21 protein-coding genes are annotated in these 23238 nt (G+C 66.2%); 9 read left to right on the top strand and 12 right to left on the bottom strand.

Annotated elements, in window-relative coordinates:
* The first annotated feature begins 1 nt into the window (after window position 1).
* Window positions 2–1450: an ABC transporter permease gene (locus GLS40_RS04685; RefSeq protein WP_160381574.1), complete on the top strand. Its 1449-nt coding sequence runs from the start codon at window positions 2–4 to the stop codon at window positions 1448–1450.
* Window positions 1451–1606: 156 nt separating this feature from the next.
* Entirely contained in the window at window positions 1607–3721 is a 2115-nt protein-coding gene (locus GLS40_RS04680) for a dipeptide ABC transporter ATP-binding protein (protein WP_160381573.1), read from the top strand.
* A 170-nt stretch (window positions 3722–3891) separates the two neighbouring features.
* On the opposite strand, the gene GLS40_RS04675 is transcribed toward GLS40_RS04680, so the two are convergent.
* The 5 genes from GLS40_RS04675 to GLS40_RS04655 all read right to left on the bottom strand — a co-directional run bounded on the left by GLS40_RS04675 (window position 3892) and on the right by GLS40_RS04655 (window position 6679).
* Window positions 3892–4413 (bottom strand): hypothetical protein, encoded by a 522-nt coding sequence (locus GLS40_RS04675; protein WP_160381572.1) that lies wholly within the window; start codon window positions 4411–4413, stop codon window positions 3892–3894.
* A gap of 201 nt (window positions 4414–4614) precedes the next feature.
* The gene (locus GLS40_RS04670; RefSeq protein WP_160381571.1) at window positions 4615–5217 is read right to left on the bottom strand and encodes a lytic transglycosylase domain-containing protein; all 603 of its coding nucleotides are present in this window, start codon (window positions 5215–5217) and stop codon (window positions 4615–4617) included.
* A 39-nt stretch (window positions 5218–5256) separates the two neighbouring features.
* Complete coding sequence (locus GLS40_RS04665) at window positions 5257–5829, bottom strand: helix-turn-helix transcriptional regulator (RefSeq protein WP_160381570.1); 573 nt, start codon at window positions 5827–5829, stop codon at window positions 5257–5259.
* A complete protein-coding gene (locus GLS40_RS04660; RefSeq protein WP_160381569.1) occupies window positions 5826–6419 on the bottom strand; it encodes a cytochrome b/b6 domain-containing protein in 594 nt (197 codons plus the stop codon). The genes GLS40_RS04665 and GLS40_RS04660 overlap by 4 nt, the downstream gene beginning before the upstream one ends.
* Window positions 6416–6679: a PepSY domain-containing protein gene (locus tag GLS40_RS04655; protein WP_160381568.1), complete on the bottom strand. Its 264-nt coding sequence runs from the start codon at window positions 6677–6679 to the stop codon at window positions 6416–6418. Before GLS40_RS04655 ends, GLS40_RS04660 begins: the two co-directional genes overlap by 4 nt.
* Window positions 6680–6919: 240 nt before the next feature.
* On the opposite strand from GLS40_RS04655, the gene ssb reads away from it, so the two are divergent.
* On the top strand, window positions 6920–7444 hold the full coding sequence (ssb, locus tag GLS40_RS04650; RefSeq protein ID WP_160381567.1) for a single-stranded DNA-binding protein: 525 nt from the start codon (window positions 6920–6922) through the stop codon (window positions 7442–7444).
* A 64-nt stretch (window positions 7445–7508) separates the two neighbouring features.
* Here the strand turns inward: ssb and GLS40_RS04645 are convergent, their stop codons facing one another.
* Both GLS40_RS04645 and GLS40_RS04640 read right to left on the bottom strand, forming a co-directional pair.
* Window positions 7509–7952 (bottom strand): EVE domain-containing protein, encoded by a 444-nt coding sequence (locus tag GLS40_RS04645; protein ID WP_160381566.1) that lies wholly within the window; start codon window positions 7950–7952, stop codon window positions 7509–7511.
* Between the two features lies 1 nt (window position 7953).
* Window positions 7954–9498: a helicase HerA-like domain-containing protein gene (locus GLS40_RS04640; protein ID WP_160381565.1), complete on the bottom strand. Its 1545-nt coding sequence runs from the start codon at window positions 9496–9498 to the stop codon at window positions 7954–7956.
* 442 nt (window positions 9499–9940) lie between these two features.
* Here GLS40_RS04640 and GLS40_RS04635 point away from each other — a divergent pair, with 442 nt between their 5' ends.
* The gene (locus tag GLS40_RS04635) at window positions 9941–10567 is read left to right on the top strand and encodes an invasion associated locus B family protein (RefSeq protein ID WP_160381564.1); all 627 of its coding nucleotides are present in this window, start codon (window positions 9941–9943) and stop codon (window positions 10565–10567) included.
* A gap of 108 nt (window positions 10568–10675) precedes the next feature.
* Here the strand turns inward: GLS40_RS04635 and GLS40_RS04630 are convergent, their stop codons facing one another.
* The 4 genes from GLS40_RS04630 to GLS40_RS04615 are packed head-to-tail and all read right to left on the bottom strand — an operon-like array spanning window position 10676 to window position 14904.
* The gene (locus tag GLS40_RS04630; RefSeq protein WP_160381563.1) at window positions 10676–11884 is read right to left on the bottom strand and encodes a beta-ketoacyl-[acyl-carrier-protein] synthase family protein; all 1209 of its coding nucleotides are present in this window, start codon (window positions 11882–11884) and stop codon (window positions 10676–10678) included.
* Window positions 11881–12141, bottom strand: coding sequence for an acyl carrier protein (locus GLS40_RS04625; RefSeq protein ID WP_160381562.1), 261 nt, complete (start codon window positions 12139–12141; stop codon window positions 11881–11883). Before GLS40_RS04625 ends, GLS40_RS04630 begins: the two co-directional genes overlap by 4 nt.
* 33 nt (window positions 12142–12174) lie before the next feature.
* Window positions 12175–13266, bottom strand: a complete 1092-nt coding sequence (gene lpxD / locus GLS40_RS04620; protein ID WP_160381561.1) for a UDP-3-O-(3-hydroxymyristoyl)glucosamine N-acyltransferase — start codon at window positions 13264–13266, stop codon at window positions 12175–12177.
* A 30-nt stretch (window positions 13267–13296) separates the two neighbouring features.
* The gene (locus tag GLS40_RS04615) at window positions 13297–14904 is read right to left on the bottom strand and encodes a L,D-transpeptidase family protein (protein WP_202075902.1); all 1608 of its coding nucleotides are present in this window, start codon (window positions 14902–14904) and stop codon (window positions 13297–13299) included.
* Window positions 14905–15218: 314 nt separating this feature from the next.
* Here GLS40_RS04615 and GLS40_RS04610 point away from each other — a divergent pair, with 314 nt between their 5' ends.
* The 3 genes from GLS40_RS04610 (at window position 15219) to GLS40_RS04600 (ending at window position 18993) form a co-directional block, all read left to right on the top strand.
* Window positions 15219–15788, top strand: coding sequence for a YcbK family protein (locus GLS40_RS04610; protein ID WP_160381560.1), 570 nt, complete (start codon window positions 15219–15221; stop codon window positions 15786–15788).
* Window positions 15789–15916: 128 nt separating this feature from the next.
* On the top strand, window positions 15917–17962 hold the full coding sequence (locus tag GLS40_RS04605) for an oxidoreductase (RefSeq protein WP_160381559.1): 2046 nt from the start codon (window positions 15917–15919) through the stop codon (window positions 17960–17962).
* Window positions 17963–18096: 134 nt separating this feature from the next.
* A complete protein-coding gene (locus tag GLS40_RS04600; RefSeq protein WP_160381558.1) occupies window positions 18097–18993 on the top strand; it encodes a lysophospholipid acyltransferase family protein in 897 nt (298 codons plus the stop codon).
* A 4-nt stretch (window positions 18994–18997) separates the two neighbouring features.
* On the opposite strand, the gene GLS40_RS04595 is transcribed toward GLS40_RS04600, so the two are convergent.
* On the bottom strand, window positions 18998–19723 hold the full coding sequence (locus GLS40_RS04595) for a DUF1223 domain-containing protein (RefSeq protein WP_202075893.1): 726 nt from the start codon (window positions 19721–19723) through the stop codon (window positions 18998–19000).
* Between the two features lie 260 nt (window positions 19724–19983).
* Here GLS40_RS04595 and acnA point away from each other — a divergent pair, with 260 nt between their 5' ends.
* Window positions 19984–22734 carry an aconitate hydratase AcnA gene (acnA, locus tag GLS40_RS04590; RefSeq protein ID WP_160381557.1) on the top strand — a complete coding sequence of 917 codons (2751 nt, stop codon included), beginning with the start codon at window positions 19984–19986 and terminating at the stop codon, window positions 22732–22734.
* A gap of 83 nt (window positions 22735–22817) precedes the next feature.
* Window positions 22818–23225, top strand: coding sequence for a c-type cytochrome (locus GLS40_RS04585; protein WP_160381556.1), 408 nt, complete (start codon window positions 22818–22820; stop codon window positions 23223–23225).
* The last annotated feature ends 13 nt before the right edge of the window (window positions 23226–23238 follow it).

The following is a 23238-nucleotide window of genomic DNA, read 5'->3' as shown; positions in this document are numbered from 1 at the left end:
AATGGAACCCCTGACCTGGACCGGCGTGCTTGGCCCCGTCCTCAACCCGATCCTGATGGCCGGCGTGGCTGTCCTGATCCTCTCGATCCTCGCCTCGATCGTCCTGTCCTTCGTGCCCTCGGGCGCGGTGGCGCAGGGCGACGGCACCCTCGCCGCCCGCCGCACCCCGGCCGACTGGGCGCGGCTGGTGATGCAGGGGGCGCTCTGGCTGATCCTCGCGGTGATCCTGATCTACCTCGGCGGCGGCATCGTCATCCCGGGGATCGAGAACAAGGGCATCATCGGCGCCCTCTCGGCCCGCTTCCTGCCGGTCTGGATCGCCCTGATCGTGACATTCGCCCTGTCGATCGCCTTCAAGCGCCGGCTCGGTCTCTACGGCAAGCTCTTCGACAATCCCATCGGCATGGCCGGTTTCGGGCTGGTGATGTTCTGGATCTTCACCGCGCTCTCGGTGGGCCTGTTCGACTGGATCGTCACCCATGACCCGCTCACCGCCGTTTCGGGGATGAAGAACAAGGTCCCCGGCACCCCCCTCAACGGGGCCGGGGCGGGCGATTACCCCTACTACCTGCTGGGCGGCGACAACCTGGCGCGCGATGTCTTCTCGCGCATGGTCGCGGGCAGCTTCGTGGTGATCCGCATCGCGCCGCTCGCCACGCTCTTCGCCTTCATGGTGGGCATCACCCTCGGGCTGCCGGCGGGCTATATCGGCGGGCGGCTCGACACCTTCCTCTCCTTCCTCGCCAACCTGATCCTCGCCTTCCCGGTGATCCTGCTCTTCTACCTGCTGGTCACGCCGGAAATCGTGCAGACGGGCATTCCCTCCTTCCTCGCGGTGGTGCTCTTCCTCTTTCCCATCGTCTTCCTCGTGGTGCTCTTCAACGCGCGCTTCTTCACCGAACCGGTGAAACGGAACACGGTTGTCGCGGTGATCCTCGTCACCCTCGGCTGGGCCTACCTCTCGCTGATCTCCCAGCCCGGCACGCCGGTCAGCTTCATGCCCGCCGCCCTCGACCTTTTCGACATCCCCGGCGGCATCCTCGTGGTTTTCGTCTCGGTGGTCTTCGTGAACGCGCCCACGGTGTTCCGCATCGTCCGCGGGCTGGTGATGGACATCAAGACCCGCGACTACGTCGCCGCCGCCCAGACCCGCGGCGAGGGCCCCTGGTACATCATGCTCTGGGAGATCCTGCCCAATGCCCGCGGCCCCCTGATCGTCGATTTCTGCCTGCGCATCGGCTACACCACGATCCTGCTCGGCACGCTCGGCTTCTTCGGCCTGGGCCTGCCGCCGGACAGCCCGGACTGGGGCACCACGATCAACGCCGGCCGCAAGCTGCTGTCGATCTATCCCCACCCGGCCATCGCCCCGGCGCTTGCCCTCCTCTCGCTGGTCCTCGGCCTCAACCTCATGGCCGACGGGCTGCGCGAAGAAAGCCTCAAGGACTGATGCGCGCGCCCCGCCCTTCCTCTTGCCGGAAATATGCCGGGGGAGTCGCGGGCGCAGCACGCGACGGGGGCAGAGCCCCCCAACCAAACGCATCGTGTGCGCGGGCGTCAGCCCGCGCTCCGCTGGATCAGAGCCCGTCCCCGGAAGGATACGCCCATGGCTGAGACCCTGACTGACCCCGCCGCCGCGGCCGCACCCGCCCAGGACGCCCCGATCCTGGAAATCGACAAGCTCTCGATCTCCTTCTTCACCCGGCTGCGGGAAATTCCGGCGGTGATGGATTTCTCCGTCAAGGTCATGCCGGGCGAGGCGGTTGGCCTCGTGGGCGAATCCGGCTGCGGCAAATCCACCGTCGCCCTTGGCGTGATGCAGGATCTCGGCAAGAACGGCCGCGTGGTCGGCGGCACGATCAAGTTCAAGGGCCGCGACCTGGGCCAGATGTCCGACGAAGAGCTGCGCCATGTGCGCGGCAACGAGATCGCGATGATCTACCAGGAGCCGATGGCCTCGCTGAACCCCGCCATGCGCATCGGCAAGCAGCTGATGGAAGTGCCCATGATCCACGAGGGCGTTTCCGAGAAAGAGGCCTATCAGCGCGCCCTGCAGGTGGTCACCGACGTCAAGCTGCCCGACCCCGAGCGGATCCTGAAAAGCTTCCCGCACCAGCTCTCGGGCGGGCAGCAGCAGCGCATCGTCATCGCCATGGCGCTGATGTCCAAACCCGCGCTGCTGATCCTGGACGAACCCACCACCGCGCTCGACGTGACGGTCGAGGCGGCAATCGTCGAACTGGTCAAGGAGCTCGGCGCGAAATACGGCACCTCGATGCTCTTCATCAGCCACAACCTGGGGCTGGTGCTGGAAACCTGCGACCGGATCTGCGTGATGTATTCCGGCGAGGCGGTCGAGCGCGGCTCGATCGAGGATGTCTTCGACAAGATGCAGCACCCCTATACCCAGGCGCTGTTCCGCTCGATCCCGCTGCCCGGGGCCGACAAGAACGCGCGCCCGCTGGTCGCCATCCCGGGCAACTTCCCCCTGCCCCATGAACGGCCCAGTGGCTGCAATTTCGGCCCGCGCTGCGACTATTTCGAACCGGGCCGGTGCGATGCCAGGGACATCCCGATGTTCGACGTCGCAGGCGACGACCGCCACACCACCCGCTGCCTGAAATATGACGAGATCGACTGGAACGCGCCCGTTGTCGCCGCCGCCACCAAGGAAAAGGGCGAGATCGGCAATGTGGTGCTGCGCATGGAGAACCTCAAGAAATACTACGAGGTCGCCGCCTCCTCGCTTTTCGGCGGCGGGGCCAGGAAGGTCGTCAAGGCCAACGAGACGCTCAGCTTCGAGGCCCGCGAATCCGAAACCCTGGCCATCGTCGGCGAATCCGGCTGCGGCAAGTCGACCTTTGCCAAGGTCCTGATGGGGCTGGAAACCGCAACCGGCGGGTCGATCCTGCTCGACAACAGGGAAATCCAGGACACCCCGATCGAAAAGCGCGACACCAAGACGGTCGCCGATGTGCAGATGGTGTTTCAGAACCCGTTCGATACGCTGAACCCCTCGATGACCGTGGGCCGGCAGATCATCCGGGCGCTGGAGATCTTCAAGATCGGCACGTCCGAGGCCGACCGGCGCGAGCGCATGCTGACCCTGCTGGATCTGGTGAAGCTGCCGCGCGCCTTTGCCGAACGGATGCCGCGCCAGCTTTCGGGCGGGCAGAAGCAGCGCGTCGGCATCGCCCGGGCCTTTGCCGGCGGCGCCCGCATCGTGGTCGCGGACGAGCCGGTTTCGGCGCTCGACGTTTCGGTCCAGGCCGCCGTCACCGACCTGCTGATGGAGATCCAGCGCAAGGAAAAGACCACCTTGCTCTTCATCTCGCACGACCTCTCCATCGTGCGCTATCTCAGCGACCGGGTGATGGTCATGTACCTGGGCCATGTGGTGGAGCTGGGCACCACCGATCAGGTCTTCTCGCCCCCCTATCACCCCTATACCGAGGCGCTGCTGTCGGCCGTCCCGATTGCCGATACCTCGATCGAGAAGCGGCATATCGTGCTGGAGGGCGACATCCCCTCGGCGATGAACCCGCCCCCGGGCTGCCCGTTCCAGACGCGCTGCCGGTGGAAGAGCGAGGTGCCCGGCGGGCTCTGCGAGACAGAGGTGCCGCCGGTGCGCATGCTGGAGGGCAACCACCAGATCAAATGCCACCTGAGCGACGAGAAACTGGCCGAGATGACCCCGGTCATCAAGATTGCCGCCGAATAGGCCCCGCTATAGGCCCCGGCCGAATTGCTCGGGGTCTAATTGCTCGGGGGCGAACTGCCCGGGGCGGCACGGCCCCTGGCCCGCACAGGAAAAACCCCGGCGCCACAGGGCACCGGGGTTTTCCGTCTCGGGCGGGATCGGGCGGGCCGCAGTGGCGCGCCCTGCTCCGCTTATTTCCGCTGATCGGCGGGCACGTCGGCCAGCACGCCGTCCAGCTCGCGCTTCACGCCATCGGCAAAGGCCAGCAGCATCGCGTCGTAATAATCGTCGGAATTCGGCGACACGGTCAGGACACCCGGCATGGCGTCGCCGCTATGCGCCTTCAGCACGACGGGGAAGCTGTGGGTCACCGTGCCCAGTTGCGGGTTGTTCACCTCGACCATGGCTTCCAGCGAGTTGAAGTCCTTGCCTTCCTCCGAGATAGGGCCACCGGTCAGCGACAGGCCATAGACCTTGATATTGACGTCGTAGCCGGGCTCGCCCTCGACAAGGTTGGGCAGGGCATCGCGCACGGCCGCGGTCAGGTCGGACACGATGCCGGGATATTTCTTGGAGGCGTCGATGGTATAGGCCGAATCCTCGAAGTAGCGGACGGTCACGTCTTCCACCGGCAGCGAGTCGCCGGTGTAGGCGAAGCCGGGTGCGGTCATTGCAAAAACGAGGCCAAGGGCGGTCATGGATTTCTTCAGCATGGCGGTCTCTCTTTATCACTGTGCTGACCGGGCGCGGCAGTCACCGCGCCGGTGTCAGGCATGTCCGTGTTATGTTGTGGTTAACAAACCCGGCCAGGGGCCGCCGGTTCCCGCACGGCGCACGGAAATCCGATAAAACATTGATTCAGAGATTTTTTTGCCGCCCGACCTCGGCCCGGATCAGGCCTGCCGGGGGGATGCCTACTGGCCCCAGATGACCTTTACGTAATTCTGGGTTTCCTTGTACGGGGGAATATCGCCGTACTTGCGCACCGCGTCGGGGCCGGCGTTATAGGCCGCCAGCGCCAGCCGCCAGGAGCCGAAGGTGCGGTACTGCTGCGCCAGATAGCGAGCGCCGCCTTCCAGGTTTTCCACCGGGTCATGCGGGTTGACCTTCAGCCGCCGTGCGGTGCCCGGCATCAGCTGCGCCAGGCCAAGCGCGCCCTTGTGCGACTTGGCATCGGTCCGCCAGCCGCTTTCCTGCTGCACCAGCCGCAGGAACAGGTCCTCGGGCACGCCATGCCGCGTGGCCGCGGCGCGGGCGACATCGAGGAAGGGCCCCTTGTAGCGCCCGGTGAAGGCCGGGGCGACGCCCCACTTGGTCGGCGTGACGACCTTTTGCGGCTGCAGCCGGACCGAATTGGCATATTGCTTGGATGCACGGGTATCCAGCACCTTGGTCTGCGACTTGAACAGCCGCACCCGGGATTGCGAGGAAAAGACATCCGCCTCGGCCCGCTCGGGGGCGCCAAGCCCCGGCACAGCCAGGCCGACGGCAAGTGCCATAGCCACCAGTCGTGTCATGGAATGTCCTGTAATTGCCCCGTTACCCTCTGGCGCATACTACCGATCAGAGCCGGATTTTCCAGAGCGGATTTCCCCGACCTGCGCAGGTGACGCAGGGGCATCGGCAACCAGCGGCTCGGCCATCAGATCCTCGATCAGCAGGGCCATCAGCGCGCCGCGCCCGGTCACGCCCGACTTGCGGTAGATCGCGTTGAGATGGGTCTTGATCGTGCCCTCCGCCGATCCGCGCAGCCCGGCGATTTCGCCGATGGTCATGCCCTTGATCGTCAGCCGGGCGACATCGGCCTCTGACGGGGTCAGGCGCCAGTCGCGGAAATAGCCCTGCATCAGCTCTTCCAGCGCGCCCGAGGCGATGGACAGGCCCCGTTGCAGCCGCGCCTGATCGCGCAGCAGCCCCATCAGCATGCGGAATTCGACCACGATCCCGGCGGCCAGCAGCAGCGCGGCGGCGGCCTCGATCCCGACATATCCGGTGGTCAGGGCGCCCGGGCCGATATCGGCGAAATCGGCCAGGGCATCGCTGAGGAAGAACGCCGCGCAAAGCGCCTGCGCGACGATCAGCGAGGCCAGCCCCAGCCCCGCCCTGCCCGGGCCGCGCCGCTGGCTCACCCGGCCCGGCCTTCGGCTGTGTCCACCGGCATGTCCTTCACTCCCGTCACCATGGCGCGGGGCAGGTTAACACCCGTGCGGCGGCTTTCCCAGATCACCGCGCCGATATGCAGCGCGACGCAGATCTCGGCCCAGGTCACCAGCGCCTCGTGCAGCGCCTCGACCCAGTCGACACCCCAATAGGCATTGGTGGTCATCATCCATCCGCTCAGCCCGATCAGCAGCATCGTGGCCAGCAGGTTGTAGATCATCAGCGCGCCAAGCGGCGTGTGTCCTGCATGGGGCCGCGTGTCGCCCCCGGCGATCTCGCGCAGCTGCTGCATCGCACCCGAGACGCTGGGCGGGAAACTGGCGAACCGGGCAAAGCGCGTGCCCACCAGCCCCCAGACCAGCCGCAGCCCGACCAGCGCGACCACGAAATAGCCGATCCAGTGATGCAGCGCCGATTCCGCGTCGGTGACAAAGGCGTTGAGCACGAAGGCCACCACCAGCAGCCAGTGAAAGCCGCGCACGGCGAAGTCCCAGACCCTGACCTTCTGCCGCGGGCGATCCGCGGCAGAGGTCCCGGCAGTGGCGGGCGTCCCGATCATTCGTCGCCGTCCTTGTCGCCGCCCTTGATGACGTTCATCTGGTCGTCCAGCCGCAGCTCGTAGCGTTTGCCGTCCTTGAGGGCGTAGACCTCGATCTCGCCATCCTCCATCTCGATCTTGCGCACGTCATAGCCCTCGGCGGTGAAGCGTTCGGTCAGCGCCGCGCGGGTCTGGTCATCGACCCCGTGGCCGGAAGAGGCAAAGGCGGCCCCGGTGGACGCGATCAGCGCGGCGGCGGCAAGGGTGGTGAAACGTGTCATATGTCGATCCTTTCGGTTGCTGTGGCCCGGCGGGGTGATCCGCTGCCGGGTGACACCGATCTGCCCCCGCACCCCGCCCCGCGCCATCGGCCCGCGGGGCCAGATCCGCTGTCTGCAACCAAGGTTTAGGCACCTGACCCCACGGGATTTGCCGCAAATCCGGGGAAAACTTTACGTTTCCTTTCCGTTCTGCTGTAACCGTCGGACCAGAGACAGCGGATTCGGATTGAGGGGGATTCCATGGCGGGATCGGTGAACAAGGTCATCCTGATCGGGAATCTCGGGCGCGACCCCGAGGTGCGTTCGTTCCAGAACGGCGGGAAGGTGTGCAACCTGCGCATCGCCACGTCCGAGAACTGGAAAGACCGCAGTACCGGCGAACGGCGCGAGCGCACGGAATGGCATTCCGTCGCCATCTTCTCGGAGCCGCTGATCCGCGTGGCCGAGCAGTTCCTGAAAAAGGGCTCGAAGGTCTATATCGAGGGCCAGCTTGAAACCCGCAAATGGCAGGACCAGTCCGGGCAGGACCGCTATTCGACCGAGGTGGTGCTGCGCCCCTACCGGTCGGAACTGACCATGCTCGACGGCCGTGGCGAAGGCGGCGGCGGCGGCAACTTCGGCGGCGGCGGTTCCGGTGGCGGCTATGACGACCGGGGCGGATACGACGACCGCGGCGGCTATGACGACCGCGGCCCCGCATCGGGCGGCGGCGGTGGCGGCGGGCGCTCGCCCTCGCGCGATCTGGACGACGAAATCCCGTTCTGAGCGGACGCCGCAGCACACTTTTAGGGCCGCATCGCGCGGCCCTTTTCATGTTGCCGGGCCGTGATCAGCCCCGCAGCCTCTCAACCGCCTCTGCCAGACCCATGGCCCCGGCGATCAGGGCGAAATCGTCATCCCCGACCTCGAACAGGCTGCGGCGGAAGGCCATGCCCCAATGCCGCGGATCGCGCACGAAGGCCAGCCGGTCCAGCATCGGGCGCACCGGCGCCTCGACCCCGTCCAGATAGTCGACATCCCGGCGCCAGGGATGGAACTGCGTCCCCTGCTCTGCCCTGTAAGCCTCGCCCTGCCGCACCTGTCCAAGCGCGACGAAGGCCTGCACCGGATCGGTGCCCTCCAGCGTTTCGCGCGGGGCGTAGTAGGTCAGGAAGTCGCCGGGCGAGAGGCGGCGCACCGGGCCTTCCTTCCCGTGGCCCAGCTGGCAGAATCCGCCATCGACACCCCGCAGCACATGCGCCCGCGCCGCGACGCCGATCCAGAACCGCGCCACCTCAGCGCGCCCGGAACAGCCCGCCGAGGATCCCGCGCACGATGCGCCGCCCGGTGGTGCCCTTCAGCTCCTTGATCACCGCCGTCTGGATGGCCGAGCCAAAGGTTTCCTCGCTTCGCCGTGTCGTGCGCGAGGTCGACCTTGTGACCCGCGTGCCGGAATAGCGCCGGGCAGACTGGTATTCGCGCTCGGCGGGGGGCAGCTCGTCTTCCTGTGCCTCGGCCGTCTCGGCGGCGGCGGCGGCCTTTTCGGCGCGCTCCTTCAGCATCTCGTAGGCCGAGACGCGGTCCACGGCCTTGTCGTATTTCCCCGCAACCGGCGATCCGGCGATCAGCGACTTGCGCAGATCCGCGTCGATCGGCCCGAGGCGCGAGGACGGCGGGCGGATCAGCGTCCGCTCCACCATTCCCGGCGCGCCCTTGCGTTCCAGAAAGGAGGTCACCGCCTCGCCGGTGCCGACCTCGCGGATCGCCTCCTCGGTCGAAAACCGGGGGTTGTCGCGATAGGTTTCGGCGGCCTGCCGCAGCTCCTTGCGGTCCTTGGCGGTAAAGGCGCGCAGGGCGTGCTGCACCCGGTTGCCAAGCTGGCCCAGGATATCCTCGGGCACATCCGCCGGGTTCTGCGAGCAGAAATAGACGCCCACGCCCTTGGACCGGATCAGCCGCGCCACCTGTTCGACCTTGTCCAGCAGCGCCTTGGGCGCGTCGTCGAACAGCAGATGCGCCTCGTCGAAGAAGAAGACGAGCCTGGGCTTTTCGGGGTCCCCCACCTCGGGGAGGGTCTCGAACAGCTCGGAGAGCAGCCAGAGCAGGAAGGTCGCATAGAGGCGCGGAGAGCCCATCAGCCGGTCGGCGGCGAGGATCGAGACCAGGCCCCGCCCGTCCGTGTCGGTGCGCATCAGGTCCGCCAGCTCCAGCGCCGGTTCACCGAATAGGTTCGTGCCGCCCTGGTTCTCCAGCACCAGCAACGCCCGCTGGATCGCCCCGATGGACTGCACCGAGACATTGCCATAGCGCAGCGACAGCGTCTCGCGGTTCTCGCCGACCCAGACCAGCAGCGCCTGCAGGTCCTTGAAGTCCAGCAGCGGCAGCCCCTCTTCGTCGGCGACGCGGAAGGCGATGTTCATGATCCCCTCCTGCGCCTCCGACAGCTCCAGCAGGCGCGACAGCAGCAGCGGCCCCATCTCGGACACCGTGGTGCGGATCGGATGGCCCTGTTCGCCGAAGAGGTCCCAGAAGATCACCGGAAAGGCCGCATAGGCGAAATCGTCAAAGCCGATCCTGGCGTTGCGCTCCATGAAGGGCTGGTGCAGCTTGCCGGTCTCGGACCCGGCCTGGCCAAGGCCGGACAGGTCGCCCTTGACGTCGGACAGAACGACCGGAACCCCGGCGGCCGAGAACCCTTCGGCCATGATCTGCAGCGTCACGGTCTTGCCCGTTCCGGTGGCGCCCGCGATCAGCCCGTGCCGGTTGGCATACCCAAGCGCAAGCCCCTGCTTCACGCCGTAATTCTCGCCACCGCCACCGATGAAGATTTTCCCGTCCAAGCGCCCGCCCCCGTGGTTCCGCAGATTGTTCCGAACCGAAAATACAACCTTAACCTATTCATGCCAGTATCATTTTGTCCGCTGCCGCATGTCCTCGTGGTGGCGGGCAGACTTCCTCCCTGTCAGACTGGCCGTGCCTTCGGGCACGGCTTTTTTTTCCACCCGGCGGGCGCATCGGGATGCTGTGGAAAAACCCCGGCATTCCCTGTTGACGCAGCGATTCAAACGCCGTAGCGTTCCGGCAAATACAAAGTCGGCCAGTCCGACGGGGAGCAAGAGCAAGAGAGGCCGCAAGGCCTCTTTTGCCGTTTTGGGCCCCCCGCAGCCAGCCGGAAATGGGCAGTTCACGCGCCGCACACCGCATTGTGCAATGGACCTGACATCCCTTCCGCGACATGGTAGAGCGCCGTAAACGACTGCCCGAAACGACAGCAGGATGACCATGACCCGTATTCTGACGATGATCCTTTCGCTTGCCCTGGCCGCCCCGCTGGCCGCGCAGACGACCGAGACCCCCGCAACGGACGAAACCGCCACGGAGCAGCCCGCCGCCACGGGCGAGCAGGCGCCCGAGAGCAACCTCGGCCTGTCGATGGCCGAGAGCGAGGATGGCGTCGGCCAGCCCTATGTGAAGGAAGAGATCGACGACTGGGCGCTGCAGTGCATCCGCACGGAAAACGGCGAGGATCCCTGCCAGCTCTACCAGCTGCTGAAGGACCAGGACGGCAATCCGGTGGCCGAGTTCAGCCTGTTCAAGGTCTCGGGCAGCAACCAGGCCGTGGCCGGTGCCACCATCGTCGTGCCGCTGGAAACCATGCTGACCGAGGACCTGATGATCGGCGTCGACGGTGCCAAGGGCAAGCGCTACCGTTTTTCCTTCTGCAACACCGTGGGCTGCTTTGCCCGGATCGGGCTGACCGAAGAGGATGTGAACGCCTTCAAGCGGGGCAACCTGGCAACGCTGACCATCGTGCCCTTCGCCGCACCCGACGTGAAGGTCCGGCTGAACCTGTCGCTCAAGGGCTTCACCAACGGCTACGCCCTGACGACCGAGGCGCCCAAGCAATAACCCGGGGCGCGCCCCGGACCGGAAACGCGAAACGCCGCCCCCGGGGGCGGCGTTTTTCGTTGTGCGGATTTCGTTGTGCGGGTTTCGTTCTGCGGGCGGCCCTGGGCGTCAGACCTTGCGCAGCGCCAGCACCGCGTTCAGCCCGCCAAAGGCAAAGGCATTGGACAGGACCACGTTGACCTTGGCCTCGCGCGCCGTGTTGGGCACCACGTCCAGCGCGCATTCCGGGTCCGGCTCTTCATAGCCGATGGTGGGGGCGATGACGCCGTCGCGCAGGGCCATGATGCAGGCCAGCAGCTCCACCGCGCCGGTGCCGCCGATCAGGTGGCCGTGCATCGACTTGGTGGACGAGATCATCAGATTGTCGGCATGCTGGCCAAAGGCATCGGCCACGGCGGCGCATTCCGTCTTGTCATTGGCGGCGGTGCCGGTGCCGTGGGCGTTGATATAGCCCACCTCCTCGGGGTTGATCCTGGCGTCCTGCATCGCGCCTGTAATCGCCCTGGCCGCGCCCTGTTTCGAGGGCATCACGATGTCGGATGCGTCCGAGGTCATGGCAAAGCCGATCACCTCGGCCAGGATCTCGGCGCCGCGCTTCTTGGCATGCTCCATCTCTTCGAAGACGAAGATGCCCGCGCCCTCGCCCTGGACCATGCCGTTGCGGTTCATCGAAAACGGGCGGCAGGCGTCCTTGGACATGACCCGCAGCCCTTCCCAGGCCTTGACCCCGCCAAAGCAGAGCATCGATTCAGACCCGCCGGTGACCATCGCCGGCGCCATGCCCGTGCGCACCATCTGAAAGGCCTGCGCCATCGCGTGGTTGGACGAGGAACAGGCCGTCGAGACGGTGAACGACGGGCCCTTGAGGTTGTATTCCATGCTGACGTGGCTGGCGGCCGCGTTGTTCATCAGCTTGGGCACGACGAAGGGATGAACCCGGTTCTTGCCCTCTTCGTAGACCGCGCGGTAATTGTCGTCCCAGGTCGAGACGCCGCCGCCCGCAGTGCCCAGCACCACCCCGGATTTCGAGGCAAGTTCGCCGATGAACTCAAGCCCCGACTGGGAAATCGCCTGCTGCGCCGCGAACAGGGTGAACTGGGTGAACCGGTCGTACAGCGCCATCTGCTGGCGGTTGAACTGGCCTTCGGCCTCGAACCCCTTCACCTGGCCGCCGATCTGGATCATCAGCCGCTCGACGTCGCGGAATTCCAGCTGCTCGATGCCGCAGCGGCCCTCGCGCATCGCCTCGCAGGTTTCGGCAACCGAATGGCCGAGCGCGTTGATCGTGCCCGCGCCCGTGATGACAACCCGTTTCACGCGTGTTGTTCCGCCACCAGCTTTTCGATGCCCGCGACAATGGTCGCAACGCTGGAAATGTCGAAATCGCTGTCCGAGGGCTCGTTGGCGTTGAACGGCACCTGGATGTCAAAGGCCTCTTCGATGGCAAAGATGCTCTCGACCAGGCCCAGGCTGTCGATGCCCAGGTCCTCGAGCGTGGAGTCCATCGTCACATCCGAAGGCTCCAGCACCGCCTGTTCGGCAATGATGCCTATCACCTTGTCCTTGACACTCATGACCTCGCCTCCCGTTACCCGGTTGCGGGTGATTTAGTCGTTCCCGCCGTCCTTGAAAACCGATTTCTTGAGGGCAGCGACATCGGCAAATAGTCGCGGCAGGCGGCGCAGCGCCTTGTAGCCCTCCAGGTGGGTTTCCATCTTTGTCGCCGGGTAGCCCAGGATGACGCGGCCCGCCGGCACCTTGGACAGGATCACGCTGGCCCCGCCGGCCACGACATTGTCGCCCACGGTGGTGTTGTCGGTGACGCCCACCTGCCCGCCGAGCACGACATTGTTACCGATCGTGGTGGACCCTGCGATGCCCACAAGCGCGGCGAACAGGCAGTCGCGCCCGACCACGACGTTGTGGGCGATGTGGCACAGGTTGTCGATCTTGCTGCCGTCCCCGATCCGGGTGGGCCGGATGGTGCCGCTGTCGACACAGGAATTTGCGCCGATCTCGACATCGTCGCCGATCAGCACCGAGCCGAGGGAGTGAATCCGGATCCAGCTTTGCGGCCGGGTGCCCGAACTGTCGCCCAGGGTCGCCCGGGCACGTTCCACGCCGGATTCCTCTTCGGTGACGAAGGACAGCCCGTCGAAGCCGATGGCCGCCCCCGGCTGCGCGATGAAGTTGCGCCCGATCCGGACCCGCGCGCCGATCCGCACGCCGGTGTGCAGCATCGCGCCCGGCCCGATCCGGGCGTCGGTGCCGACATGGGCCTGCGGGCCGATGACCGAACCGGCGCCGATCTTCACGCCCGCCGCGATGATGGTGAAGGGGCCGACCGAAACGCCCTCGCCCAGTTCCGCCGTCGGGTCGATGATGGCCGAGGGGTGGATGCCCGCCCCGTAGCCCTGCCCCGGGTCCAGCAGGCGGGTCAGGCCCGCCATCGCCAGGCGCGCGCGGGGCGCCACGATGGCCGCCTTGAGCCCGAGCGACTGCCAGTCGGCCCCGGCCCAGACCATGGCGGCCTGCGCCTGCCCCTGCGCCAGCCCGGCGGCATAGTCAGGCTTCATCGCCAGCGCCAGGTCCGAAGGACCGGCAGTTGCGGGTTCAGAGACGCCGCTGACCTCGATGGATCCGTCGCCAAGCGGCTCGGTCCCGAGTGCGGCTGCGATCTCGGCGATGCTGTGCGGCATGGGGCCTCCCGTCCGGTTACGGGTGCCTGCTTAGCTCTGTCCGACGCGCAGCGCCACCCCTGCCGCCTGCAGCGCGTCCCAGATCCGCGCATCGCGGCCATAGACGTCGCGGCGGAAGTTCATCCGCCCCTTCGCCTGGGTCACGGCGGTGCGATAGATCAGGTGTACCTGCACCGGCTCTTTCAGCCGGATCGTGGTTTCGCGCCCGGTGCGCAGCACGGATTGAAAGACCGACTGGGGATCGGACTCCTGCCGCGCCAGCAGGGCATAGGCGAAATCGAACGGATCGCTCAGCCGGATGCAGCCGTGCGAGAAATCGCGCTGCTCGCGGGCGAACAGGCTCTTGGACGGCGTGTCGTGCAGGTAGATGTTGTAGGGGTTCGGGAACATGAACTTCACCAGGCCAAGCGCGTTGCGCTCGGACGGGGGCTGTTTCAGGTTGAAGGGAAAGTTGCGCGCGTTATAGGCCGCGAAATTGACCGACCCGCGATCCACCACCTGCCCGCGCGCGTTGACCAGCCGCAGATGGCTGACGGCATAGGGATTGCGCTGCAGGACAGGCAGGTACTCCTTGGTCGCGATGGACCGGGGCACGTTCCAGGTGGGATTCACCACCATATGCTCCATCACGTCGGAAAACTCGGGGCTGCGGCGGTCGGGGTCGTTCTTGCCGATCACCGAGCGGGTTTCGAAACTCACCTTGTCGAAATCGACGATCTTGGCGGTGAAATCCGTCAGGTTGACCAGCACGTGGCGGTCGCCGCGCGGCCGGTTCAGCCAGCGCTCGCGCTCCATCGCGACGATGACCGATTTCAGCCGGTCCTCTTCCGAGACGTTGATTTCCTTCATCGTGCCGGAACCGGCCACGCCGTCCTCGGTCAGGCCGTGGTCGCGCTGGAATTCCTGCACCGCGGCCTGCATGCCGGCGTCATAGGTGACACCCACGTTGCGCGGCAGGTAGCCCATGGCGATCAGACGGTTGCGCAGGGCGATCACCGGAGCGCCCCGGTCACCCGGTTTCAGCGCAGTGGCGGGAACCTCGGGGCCCCAGCCGCCCGAGGCGATCTCGCGCTCCATGTCGAGCTTGGCGCGCAGCAGGCGGGTGTATTCGCTGGTCGTGGGGATCAGGCTGCGCAGGAAGGCGCGCGGATCGGCCGAGGCGATCCCGTTCATGTATTCCGACGTGTCGCGCAGCGGCACCACGCGCTTGATCTCGCTGTCGACCTTGCCCGGGGTCAGGATGCCGGTCTGGATATCGGTCGCATAGTCCAGGTAGGTGCGGGTCAGCTCGGCCTCCAGCAGACCCAGCTCACGTGGGGTATGGGCCCTGGCCATGCGGTCCAGCAGCGCGTCGGGGCGGTACTTGGCCTCGGGCAGACCGTGATCCCCGGCATTGCGCACGGCTTCGAGCAGGGCGGCGCGGCGCAGGCGGCTTGCCTCGTCGGCTCCGGTCCAGATCGGCGCATAATCCTGATGCCGGTAGAAGGCGGCCACCTCGCGATCGCGCGCAGCCGATTCCGCCACCGCCTGTTTGAACGCGGTCACCTGGGCGGCGACCGGCGCTGCGGGGACGGCGACCATGAAGGCGAGCAATGCAATCGCAGCACAACCGGGAATGGAAAATGGCTTGAATGGCATCCGGGCGGTTCCTCTCGGAGTCTTTTCGGGGCTGGACAGTGTCATCGCAACGGGAGAGCGACAATGTCCATAAGGTTAAGTTCTGGCGGCGAAAAAAGGTCCACAGGTGATGTAACGGAATAACTATTCGGCCGAAAATGGGGGAATTCCAGACCTCGCCGGCAAATTATTGCCGAGATCACGGTTTGGTGAAATTTGTAGGGAACTTCGCCTTGGTCACGCCTCGCGGATATGCAATGTTCCACGTGCATCTGGGGATGAGATGGCAGAGCTGCGTAACATCGCGGCAACAGGTACGGAACGGGACAGGCAGAATGACCGAATTTGGCTCGGCGAGCTTCTCGCGGCGCGCCCTTCTGGGTGCATTCGCAGCAACAGCGGTGGCAGCAGCCCCCTCTTACACCAAGGCGGCAGGCTTCCTGCGCGGCTCCGGTGATATCCGACGCATCAAGATGTACTCGGCGCGGACGGGCGAAAAGCTCGACATGATCTACTGGGTCGAGGGTGAATATATCCGCGACGCGGTGCACGAAGTGACCTACTTCATGCGCGACTGGCGCAACAACAAGGTCAAGAACATCGACACGCGGACGCTGGATATCCTGGCGGCCTCGCACAACCTCCTCGACGTGACGGAACCCTACATGCTCGTGTCCGGCTACCGCTCACCGGAAACCAACGCGATGCTGCGTTCGCGCTCGTCGGGCGTGGCGCGCAACTCGCTCCACATGAAGGGCCAGGCGGCCGACCTGCGGCTGCAGTCGCGCTCGGTCAGCCAGATGGCGCGGGCGGCCGCGGCCTGCCATGCGGGCGGCGTCGGGCGCTACACCCGGTCGGACTTCGTGCATATGGATTGCGGACCGGTGCGCAGCTGGGGCAGCTGATCGACGCGGCGGCCCTTCGGGGCCGTTTTCATGTCCGGGGCACGGCACGCCCCCGCCCCGATTGCGCCTTGTAACTCCTGCGGCGGACGGCAAAACTCGACCCGCCAGACAGTTGCGAGGGTCCTCACGTGTCGAACGATCCGCTTCTCCAGCCCTATCGGCTGAAACACCTGACGCTCAAGAACCGGATCATGACCACCAGTCACGAACCGGCCTATCCCGAGGACGGGATGCCCAAGGCGCGCTATCGCGCCTATCACGAGGAACGGGCCAAGGGCGGCGTCGCCCTGACCATGACCGCCGGGTCCGCCGTGGTGTCACGCGACAGCCCGCCAGCCTTCAACAATATCCTGGCCTATCGCGACGAGGTCGTGCCCTGGATCCGCGAGCTGACGGATGCCTGCCACGCCCACGGCTGCGCGGTGATGATCCAGCTCACCCATCTGGGCCGCCGCACCGGCTGGAACAAGGGCGACTGGCTGCCCTCCGTCTCTTCCGGGCCGGACCGGGAACCGGCGCACAAGGCCTTTCCCAAGGTGCTGGAAGACTGGGACATCGACCGCATCGTCACCGATTACGCCGACGCGGCCGAACGGATGCAGGCCGGCGGCATGGACGGGATCGAGCTGGAGGCCTACGGCCACCTGATGGATCAGTTCTGGTCCCCGCTGACCAATCGGATGGACGGCCCCTATGGCGCCGACACGCTGGACACCCGCCTGCGTTTCGCGATGGACGTGATCGCGGCCATACGACAGCGGACCGGGCCGGAGTTCATCCTGGGCCTGCGCTTCATCGGCGACGAGATGCAGGCCGGCGGCATCGACCGCGACACCGGGCTCGCCATCGCGCGCCGCCTGCGGGACACCGGCCAGGTCGATTTCCTCAACGTCATACGCGGCCGCATCCATACGGACCCGGCCCTGACCGAGGTGATCCCGATCCAGGGCATGAAAAGCGCCCCGCACCTCGATTTCGCCGGGGCGGTACGGGCGGAAACCGGGATGCCGACCTTTCACGCCGCGCGCATTCCCGACGTGGCCACCGCGCGCCATGCGGTCCAGTCCGGCCTGCTCGACATGGTGGGCATGACCCGCGCGCACATCGCCGACCCGCATATCGTGCGCAAGATCAGCGAGGGGCGCGAGCACGAGATCCGGCCCTGCGTCGGCGCGACCTACTGCCTTGACCGGATTTACGAGGGGGGCGAGGCGCTCTGCATCCACAACCCCTCCACCGGGCGCGAGCTGAGCCTGCCGCATGAGATCGCACGGGCCGCCACCCCCCTGCGCATGGTGGTGGTCGGCGCGGGCCCCGGCGGGCTGGAGGCTGCTCGCGTGGGCGGCGAACGCGGCCACCACGTCACCGTCTTGGAGGCGGCGGATGCGCCGGGCGGGCAGTTGCGGCTGGCCGCGCGCTCGCCCCGGCGGCGCGAGATGGTCTCGATCATCGACTGGCGGATGGCGCAATGCGCCGCGATGGGTGTCGAATTCCACTTCAACACCGTCGCCGAAGCTTCTGACATCAGGGAGCTTTCCCCCGACGTCGTGATCATCGCCACCGGCGGCCTGCCCGAAACCCGGCTGTTCGAGGACCGCACCGACCGCGCCCAGGTGATCAGCGCCTGGGACCTGCTGTCCGGTGACATCGCCCCCGGTGGCACCGTGCTGATCTATGACGAGGCCGGCGACCATGCCGCTCTGCAGGCGGCCGAACTGGCGATGCAGGCCGGCGCCAAGGTCGAGCTGATGACGCCCGACCGGGGGATCTCGCCCGATGTGATGGGCATGAATATCTCGCCCTATCTCAAGGCACTGCAGCAGGGCGACGTGACCTTCACCATCGCCCGCCGCCTGCTGGAGGTGACCCGCCAGGGCAACCGGCTGGAGGCGACGACCGGCACCGATTACGGCCCCGCGCGCTGGACCGGCACCTATGATCAGGTGGTGGTGAACTACGGCACCCGGCCCCTGGATGAGCTCTATTTCGACCTCCGCCCCGGCTCCAGAAACCTGGGCGCGGTGGATCACGACGCGCTGCTTGCCGGAACGCCGCAGCAGGTCCTGCGCAATCCGGACGGCCAGTACCGCCTGTTCCGCATCGGCGATGCGGTCAGCCAGCGCAACGTGCATGCCGCGATCCACGACGCCTTGCGGCTGGTGCGCGTGATCTGACCGGGCAGCTGACCCAGGGGCTGCGGCGCTTGTGATCCACGGGCGCGGGCTCTATGTCTGGCACCGCGGCAGGGGCGCCCTGCCCGCCCTTGGCCCGCGTGACGGGCGGCAGAACGGCAGGTGGCACCAGACCGATGGCAGACGATCCTCTCGACAGCATGTCCACCGGCCAGAAGGCCGGGCAATACGCGGTGAACCTGCTGCTGGAGGTGCCGATGCGCATCGCCCTGGCCCTGCCCTATCCCACCCGGGTGCGGCTGATCGGCTGGGTCGCCTCGCGCCTGGTGGCGCCGCTGGCGGGCTGGCGCGGGCGGGTGCGCGACAACCTCGCGCGGGTCTGGCCCGACATGCCCAAGGCCGAGGTCGAACGCCTGGTGCGCGAGGTGCCCGACAATGCGGGCCGCACGCTGATCGAGATCTATTCCGGCGACGATGTCCGCAAACGCCTGCCCGACTTCCCGCTGGAGGGCCCGGGCCTCGCGGCTTTCGAGGCAGAGGTCGCCGCCGGCCGTCCGATCATCTGCGTTTCGGGCCATTTCGGCAATTACACCATGTTCCGCGCCGCGATGGCGGTGAAATACGGTCAGATGGCCGCGCTCTACCGGCCGCTGAACAACGTCTATTTCAACCGGCATTACGTGGCGGCGATGCTGGACAACGCGACGCCGCTGTTCCCGCGCACCCGGCGCGGGCTGGCCGAGATGGTCAAGTTCCTGCGGCAGGGCAATATGGTGGCGATGCTGCACGACCAGCATTTCAGCACCGGCGCCACGCTGGAGTTCTTTGGTCACCCGGCGCAGACGGCGCTGTCCCCGGCGGAACTGGCGCTGAAATACGGCGCCGCGGTCTTTCCGATCTACAACATCCGCCAGCCCGACGGGCTGTCCTTCCGCATGGTGGTGGAGGAGGCGATCCCGCATTCCGACCCAGAGACCATGACCCAGGCGATGAACGACTCGCTGGAGGCGATGATCCGCCAGTATCCGGAACAGTGGTTGTGGATTCACCGGCGCTGGAAGGCAGCGGGCTGAGGCCTCAGCGCAGGCGGGCGGCGGCCTCGATCGCGCCGGGGCCCTTCTGCTGGATCAAGACCACGACAGGCTGTTCGCCCGGCACATCGGCGGCGATCTTCAGCGGCTTGGAAGTGTCCCATTCGGCCAGCGGCTTCCATTCGGTGACGATGTTGGAATAGGCCACCGTGCGGCCCGCATTCTCGCCCCGCAGGATTTCGACCGAGGCACTGGGCAGGTAACGCACGATCTGCACCACCAGCGGGCCGGAGAATGTGCGCAGGGCGCGGGCGTCGATCTGGATCCGTCCGTTTCCGGCACGCTGCAGCGCCAGCGCAACGCCCGGTTCGGTATCGCGGTGTTTCAGGATCAGGTCGGCCACATCCATCGGATGGGTGCCCACCACATCGTCCTGCCCCTGGATCACCATCTGCGGCGTATAGACCGACCGGCGCCCCGCGAAACGGGCATAGTTCTTTTGGCGGTGCGAAAAGGCGGGCGAGCCGAATTCGTCCTTCCAGCCGATGTAGTCCCAGTAATCCACGTGCAGCGCCAGGGCGATGACGTCGTCGCGCGCCGCCAGGGTGGACAGGAAGGCATCCGCCGGCGGGCAGGAGGAACAGCCCTGCGAGGTATAGAGTTCGACAACGATCGGACCGCGGTCCTCGGCCTGGGCCATCTGTGGCTGGAACGCGGCTCCGGCCAGAATAGTGGCAGTCAGGCAGGCTACGGCGCGGATCCGTGCGAACATCAAGAATTTCCCCGGCAGGTTTGGAGTGATGGAACGGGTCTAAGCCGATGGTCCTGTAATAACCAATCAAGGTTTCGGGAACTCTCGCGAGTGTGGTGATTCGGACCGGATGGGCCACAGGCGGCATCCGGGCGGGGCTGCACACGCGTATTTGTATGCAAATGTATGCAGAACGCGGTTTGCCCCCTTGATCAAGACGATGCGATGCGGCAGAAGCAGCATCAGCATTACCCCTGTTTCATTCGAGAGGGAGGCCACCCATGCCCATCACCGTCGGACAAGATACCGCCAAGACACGCAAGACACTGTCTGCTGGCGGCAAGACCATTGCCTATTATTCGATCCCCGCGGCCGAGGCCGCCGGACTCGGCGAATTTTCCAAACTGCCGGCCGCGCTGAAGGTCGTGCTGGAAAACATGCTGCGCTTCGAGGACGGCAAGACGGTCTCGGTCGACGACATCAAGGCGTTTTCCGACTGGGGCAAGAAGGGTGGCAAGAACCCGATCGAGATCGCCTATCGCCCGGCCCGCGTGCTGATGCAGGACTTCACCGGCGTGCCCGCCGTGGTCGACCTGGCCGCCATGCGTGACGGCATCAAGGGCCTGGGCGGCGACGTCCAGAAGATCAACCCGCTGAACCCCGTCGACCTGGTCATCGACCATTCGGTCATGATCGACGAATTCGGCAACCCCCGCGCCTTCCAGATGAACGTGGACCGCGAGTATGAGCGCAACGGCGAACGCTACCAGTTCCTGAAATGGGGCCAGGGCGCGTTCAACAACTTCCGCGTCGTGCCCCCGGGCACCGGCATCTGCCACCAGGTGAACCTGGAATATCTCGCCCAGACCGTCTGGACCGACGAGGACCAGAACGGCGAGACCGTCGCCTATCCCGATACGCTGGTCGGCACCGACAGCCACACCACCATGGTCAACGGCCTGGCCGTTCTGGGCTGGGGTGTCGGCGGGATCGAAGCCGAGGCCGCGATGCTGGGTCAGCCCGTGTCGATGCTGATCCCCGAGGTCGTCGGCTTCAAGCTGACCGGCTCGATGGTCGAGGGCACCACCGCCACCGACCTCGTGCTCAAGGTTGTCGAGATGCTGCGCAAGAAGGGCGTGGTGGGCAAGTTCGTCGAATTCTACGGCGAGGGGCTGGACCACCTGCCGCTGGCCGACCGCGCGACCATCGCCAACATGGCGCCGGAATACGGCGCGACCTGCGGCTTCTTCCCGATCGACCAGGAAACCCTGCGCTATCTGGAAAACACCGGCCGCGACAAGGACCGCATCGCCTTGGTCGAAGCCTATGCCAAGGAAAACGGGTTCTGGCGCGGCGCGGATTACGATCCGATCTACACCGACACCCTGAACCTGGACATGGGCACCGTCGTTCCCGCCGTCTCGGGCCCCAAGCGTCCGCAGGATCACACCCCGCTGACCTCGGCCGCCGACAGCTTCCTCAAGGTCGTGGCCGATTACCGCGGCATGGACATGAGCGACGCCGCGCAGGACATGGCTGACGAGGGCCCCGTGGCCACGATGGTCCGCGACCCGCGCAAGTCGGTCAAGGTCAAGGGCGAGGACTACGAGATCCGCGACGGGTCGGTCGTGATCGCCTCGATCACCTCCTGCACCAACACCTCGAACCCCTATGTGATGATCGGCGCCGGCCTGGTGGCGCGCAAGGCGCGCGCGCTTGGCATGAACCGCAAGCCCTGGGTCAAGACCTCGCTCGCCCCCGGCAGCCAGGTCGTGTCGCAGTACCTGGAGGCCGCCGGCCTGCAGGAGGACCTGGACGCCATCGGCTTCAACCTCGTGGGATATGGCTGCACCACCTGCATCGGCAACTCGGGCCCGATCCAGAAGGAGCTATCGGAAGCCATCGCCGAGGGCGACCTGATCGCCACCTCGGTGCTGTCGGGCAACCGCAACTTCGAAGGCCGGATCAGCCCCGACGTGCGGGCGAATTACCTCGCCTCGCCGCCGCTGGTCGTGGTCTATGCGCTGGCCGGTGACATGAACATCAACCTGACCACCGAACCGGTGGGCCAGGACAAGGACGGCAACGACGTCTTCCTGAAAGACCTCTGGCCGACCAATGCCGAAATCGCCGAACTGGTCGAGCGGACCGTGACGCGCGAGGCGTTCCAGTCGAAATATGCCGACGTCTTCAAGGGCGACGAGAAGTGGCAGGCGGTCGAAACCACCGACAGCGAGACCTACGACTGGCCGGCAACCTCGACCTATGTGCAGAACCCGCCGTATTTCCAGGGCATGTCCAAGGATGCGGGCGTGATCTCGGACATCGAGGGCGCCAAGGTTCTGGCGATCCTGGGCGACATGATCACCACCGACCACATCTCGCCCGCCGGTTCGTTCAAGGACACGACCCCTGCCGGCAAATACCTGATCGAACGCCAGGTGCCCGCGCGGGAGTTCAACTCCTACGGCTCGCGCCGCGGCAACCACGAGGTCATGATGCGCGGCACCTTCGCCAACATCCGCATCAAGAACGAGATGCTGGACGGGGTCGAGGGCGGCTACACTCTCGGGCCGGACGGCAAGCAGACCTCGATCTACGACGCCTCGATGGCCCATCAGGAGGCCGGCACCCCGCTGGTCATCTTCGGCGGTATCGAATACGGCGCCGGGTCGTCGCGTGACTGGGCGGCCAAGGGCACGGCCCTGCTGGGCGTCAAGGCGGTGATCGCGGAAAGCTTCGAGCGTATCCACCGGTCGAACCTGGTCGGCATGGGCGTCATCCCGTTCGAGTTCACCGGCGGCGACACCCGCAAATCGCTGGGCCTGAAAGGGGACGAGACCGTCTCGATCACCGGCCTGGAAGGCGATCTGAAACCGCTGAGCGAGGTGCCCTGCTCGATCACCTTTGGCGACGGGTCGACCAAAGAGATCATGCTGAAGTGCCGGATCGATACCTTGATCGAGAAGGAATATGTCGAAAACGGAGGCGTTCTGCACTACGTGCTGCGCGATCTGGCAAAAGCGAAGTAATTCCTTCGCACCTGCAGAAAAAGAGCCTTGCCGACACTGTTCGGCAAGGCTTTTTTCATTTCTGCAGTGCAGAAGGATCCAGAATGACCTCTTTCAGGACTATGTTCGCGACCATCGCCCTTGCCACCCTGCCCGTCCTGGCGCCGGACCTGGCCCATGCGGCCCAGGGCGACCCGCTGGTCGTCATCGCCGAACTGCCCGAGCTGACCGAACGCCAGGCCCAGGGGCAGGCGCTGTTCCAGGCCGAATGCGCCAGCTGTCACGGTGTGGCGGGCGCGGGCCGGATCGGTGTCGGCCCGCCGCTGGTGCATTCCCGCTACCGCCCGGCGCGGCAAAGCAATTTCTCGTTCCAGCTGGCCCTGACCAACGGCAAGTCACCCACGCTCTGGCGCTTTGGCGAGATGCCGGCCCGGCCGGATTTGAGCGAAACCCAGATCAAGGCGCTGATCGACTATATCCGCGCCGTGCAGCGCGCCAACGGCATCCGCTGAGCGCAGCCCCGCC

The organism is Pseudooceanicola pacificus (assembly GCF_009789075.1).
Taxonomy (GTDB): domain Bacteria; phylum Pseudomonadota; class Alphaproteobacteria; order Rhodobacterales; family Rhodobacteraceae; genus Pseudooceanicola; species Pseudooceanicola pacificus.
Note: the sequence above shows the minus strand (reverse complement) of the source record. Positions and strands in the feature narration are given on the sequence as shown.

What these genes read in the sequence shown, in the direction of transcription:
- ssb (WP_160381567.1), top strand. Translation starts at nt 6,920, where the DNA reads ATGGCGGGATCGGTGAACAAGGTCATCCTGATCGGGAATCTCGGGCGC.
- GLS40_RS04625 (WP_160381562.1), bottom strand. Translation starts at nt 12,141, where the DNA reads ATGAGTGTCAAGGACAAGGTGATAGGCATCATTGCCGAACAGGCGGTG.
- GLS40_RS04615 (WP_202075902.1), bottom strand. Translation starts at nt 14,904, where the DNA reads ATGCCATTCAAGCCATTTTCCATTCCCGGTTGTGCTGCGATTGCATTG.
- lpxD (WP_160381561.1), bottom strand. Translation starts at nt 13,266, where the DNA reads ATGCCGCACAGCATCGCCGAGATCGCAGCCGCACTCGGGACCGAGCCG.
- GLS40_RS04655 (WP_160381568.1), bottom strand. Translation starts at nt 6,679, where the DNA reads ATGACACGTTTCACCACCCTTGCCGCCGCCGCGCTGATCGCGTCCACC.
- GLS40_RS04595 (WP_202075893.1), bottom strand. Translation starts at nt 19,723, where the DNA reads ATGTTCGCACGGATCCGCGCCGTAGCCTGCCTGACTGCCACTATTCTG.
- acnA (WP_160381557.1), top strand. Translation starts at nt 19,984, where the DNA reads ATGCCCATCACCGTCGGACAAGATACCGCCAAGACACGCAAGACACTG.
- GLS40_RS04585 (WP_160381556.1), top strand. Translation starts at nt 22,818, where the DNA reads ATGACCTCTTTCAGGACTATGTTCGCGACCATCGCCCTTGCCACCCTG.
- GLS40_RS04675 (WP_160381572.1), bottom strand. Translation starts at nt 4,413, where the DNA reads ATGCTGAAGAAATCCATGACCGCCCTTGGCCTCGTTTTTGCAATGACC.
- GLS40_RS04670 (WP_160381571.1), bottom strand. Translation starts at nt 5,217, where the DNA reads ATGACACGACTGGTGGCTATGGCACTTGCCGTCGGCCTGGCTGTGCCG.
- GLS40_RS04600 (WP_160381558.1), top strand. Translation starts at nt 18,097, where the DNA reads ATGGCAGACGATCCTCTCGACAGCATGTCCACCGGCCAGAAGGCCGGG.
- GLS40_RS04685 (WP_160381574.1), top strand. Translation starts at nt 2, where the DNA reads ATGGAACCCCTGACCTGGACCGGCGTGCTTGGCCCCGTCCTCAACCCG.
- GLS40_RS04610 (WP_160381560.1), top strand. Translation starts at nt 15,219, where the DNA reads ATGACCGAATTTGGCTCGGCGAGCTTCTCGCGGCGCGCCCTTCTGGGT.
- GLS40_RS04635 (WP_160381564.1), top strand. Translation starts at nt 9,941, where the DNA reads ATGACCCGTATTCTGACGATGATCCTTTCGCTTGCCCTGGCCGCCCCG.
- GLS40_RS04680 (WP_160381573.1), top strand. Translation starts at nt 1,607, where the DNA reads ATGGCTGAGACCCTGACTGACCCCGCCGCCGCGGCCGCACCCGCCCAG.
- GLS40_RS04660 (WP_160381569.1), bottom strand. Translation starts at nt 6,419, where the DNA reads ATGATCGGGACGCCCGCCACTGCCGGGACCTCTGCCGCGGATCGCCCG.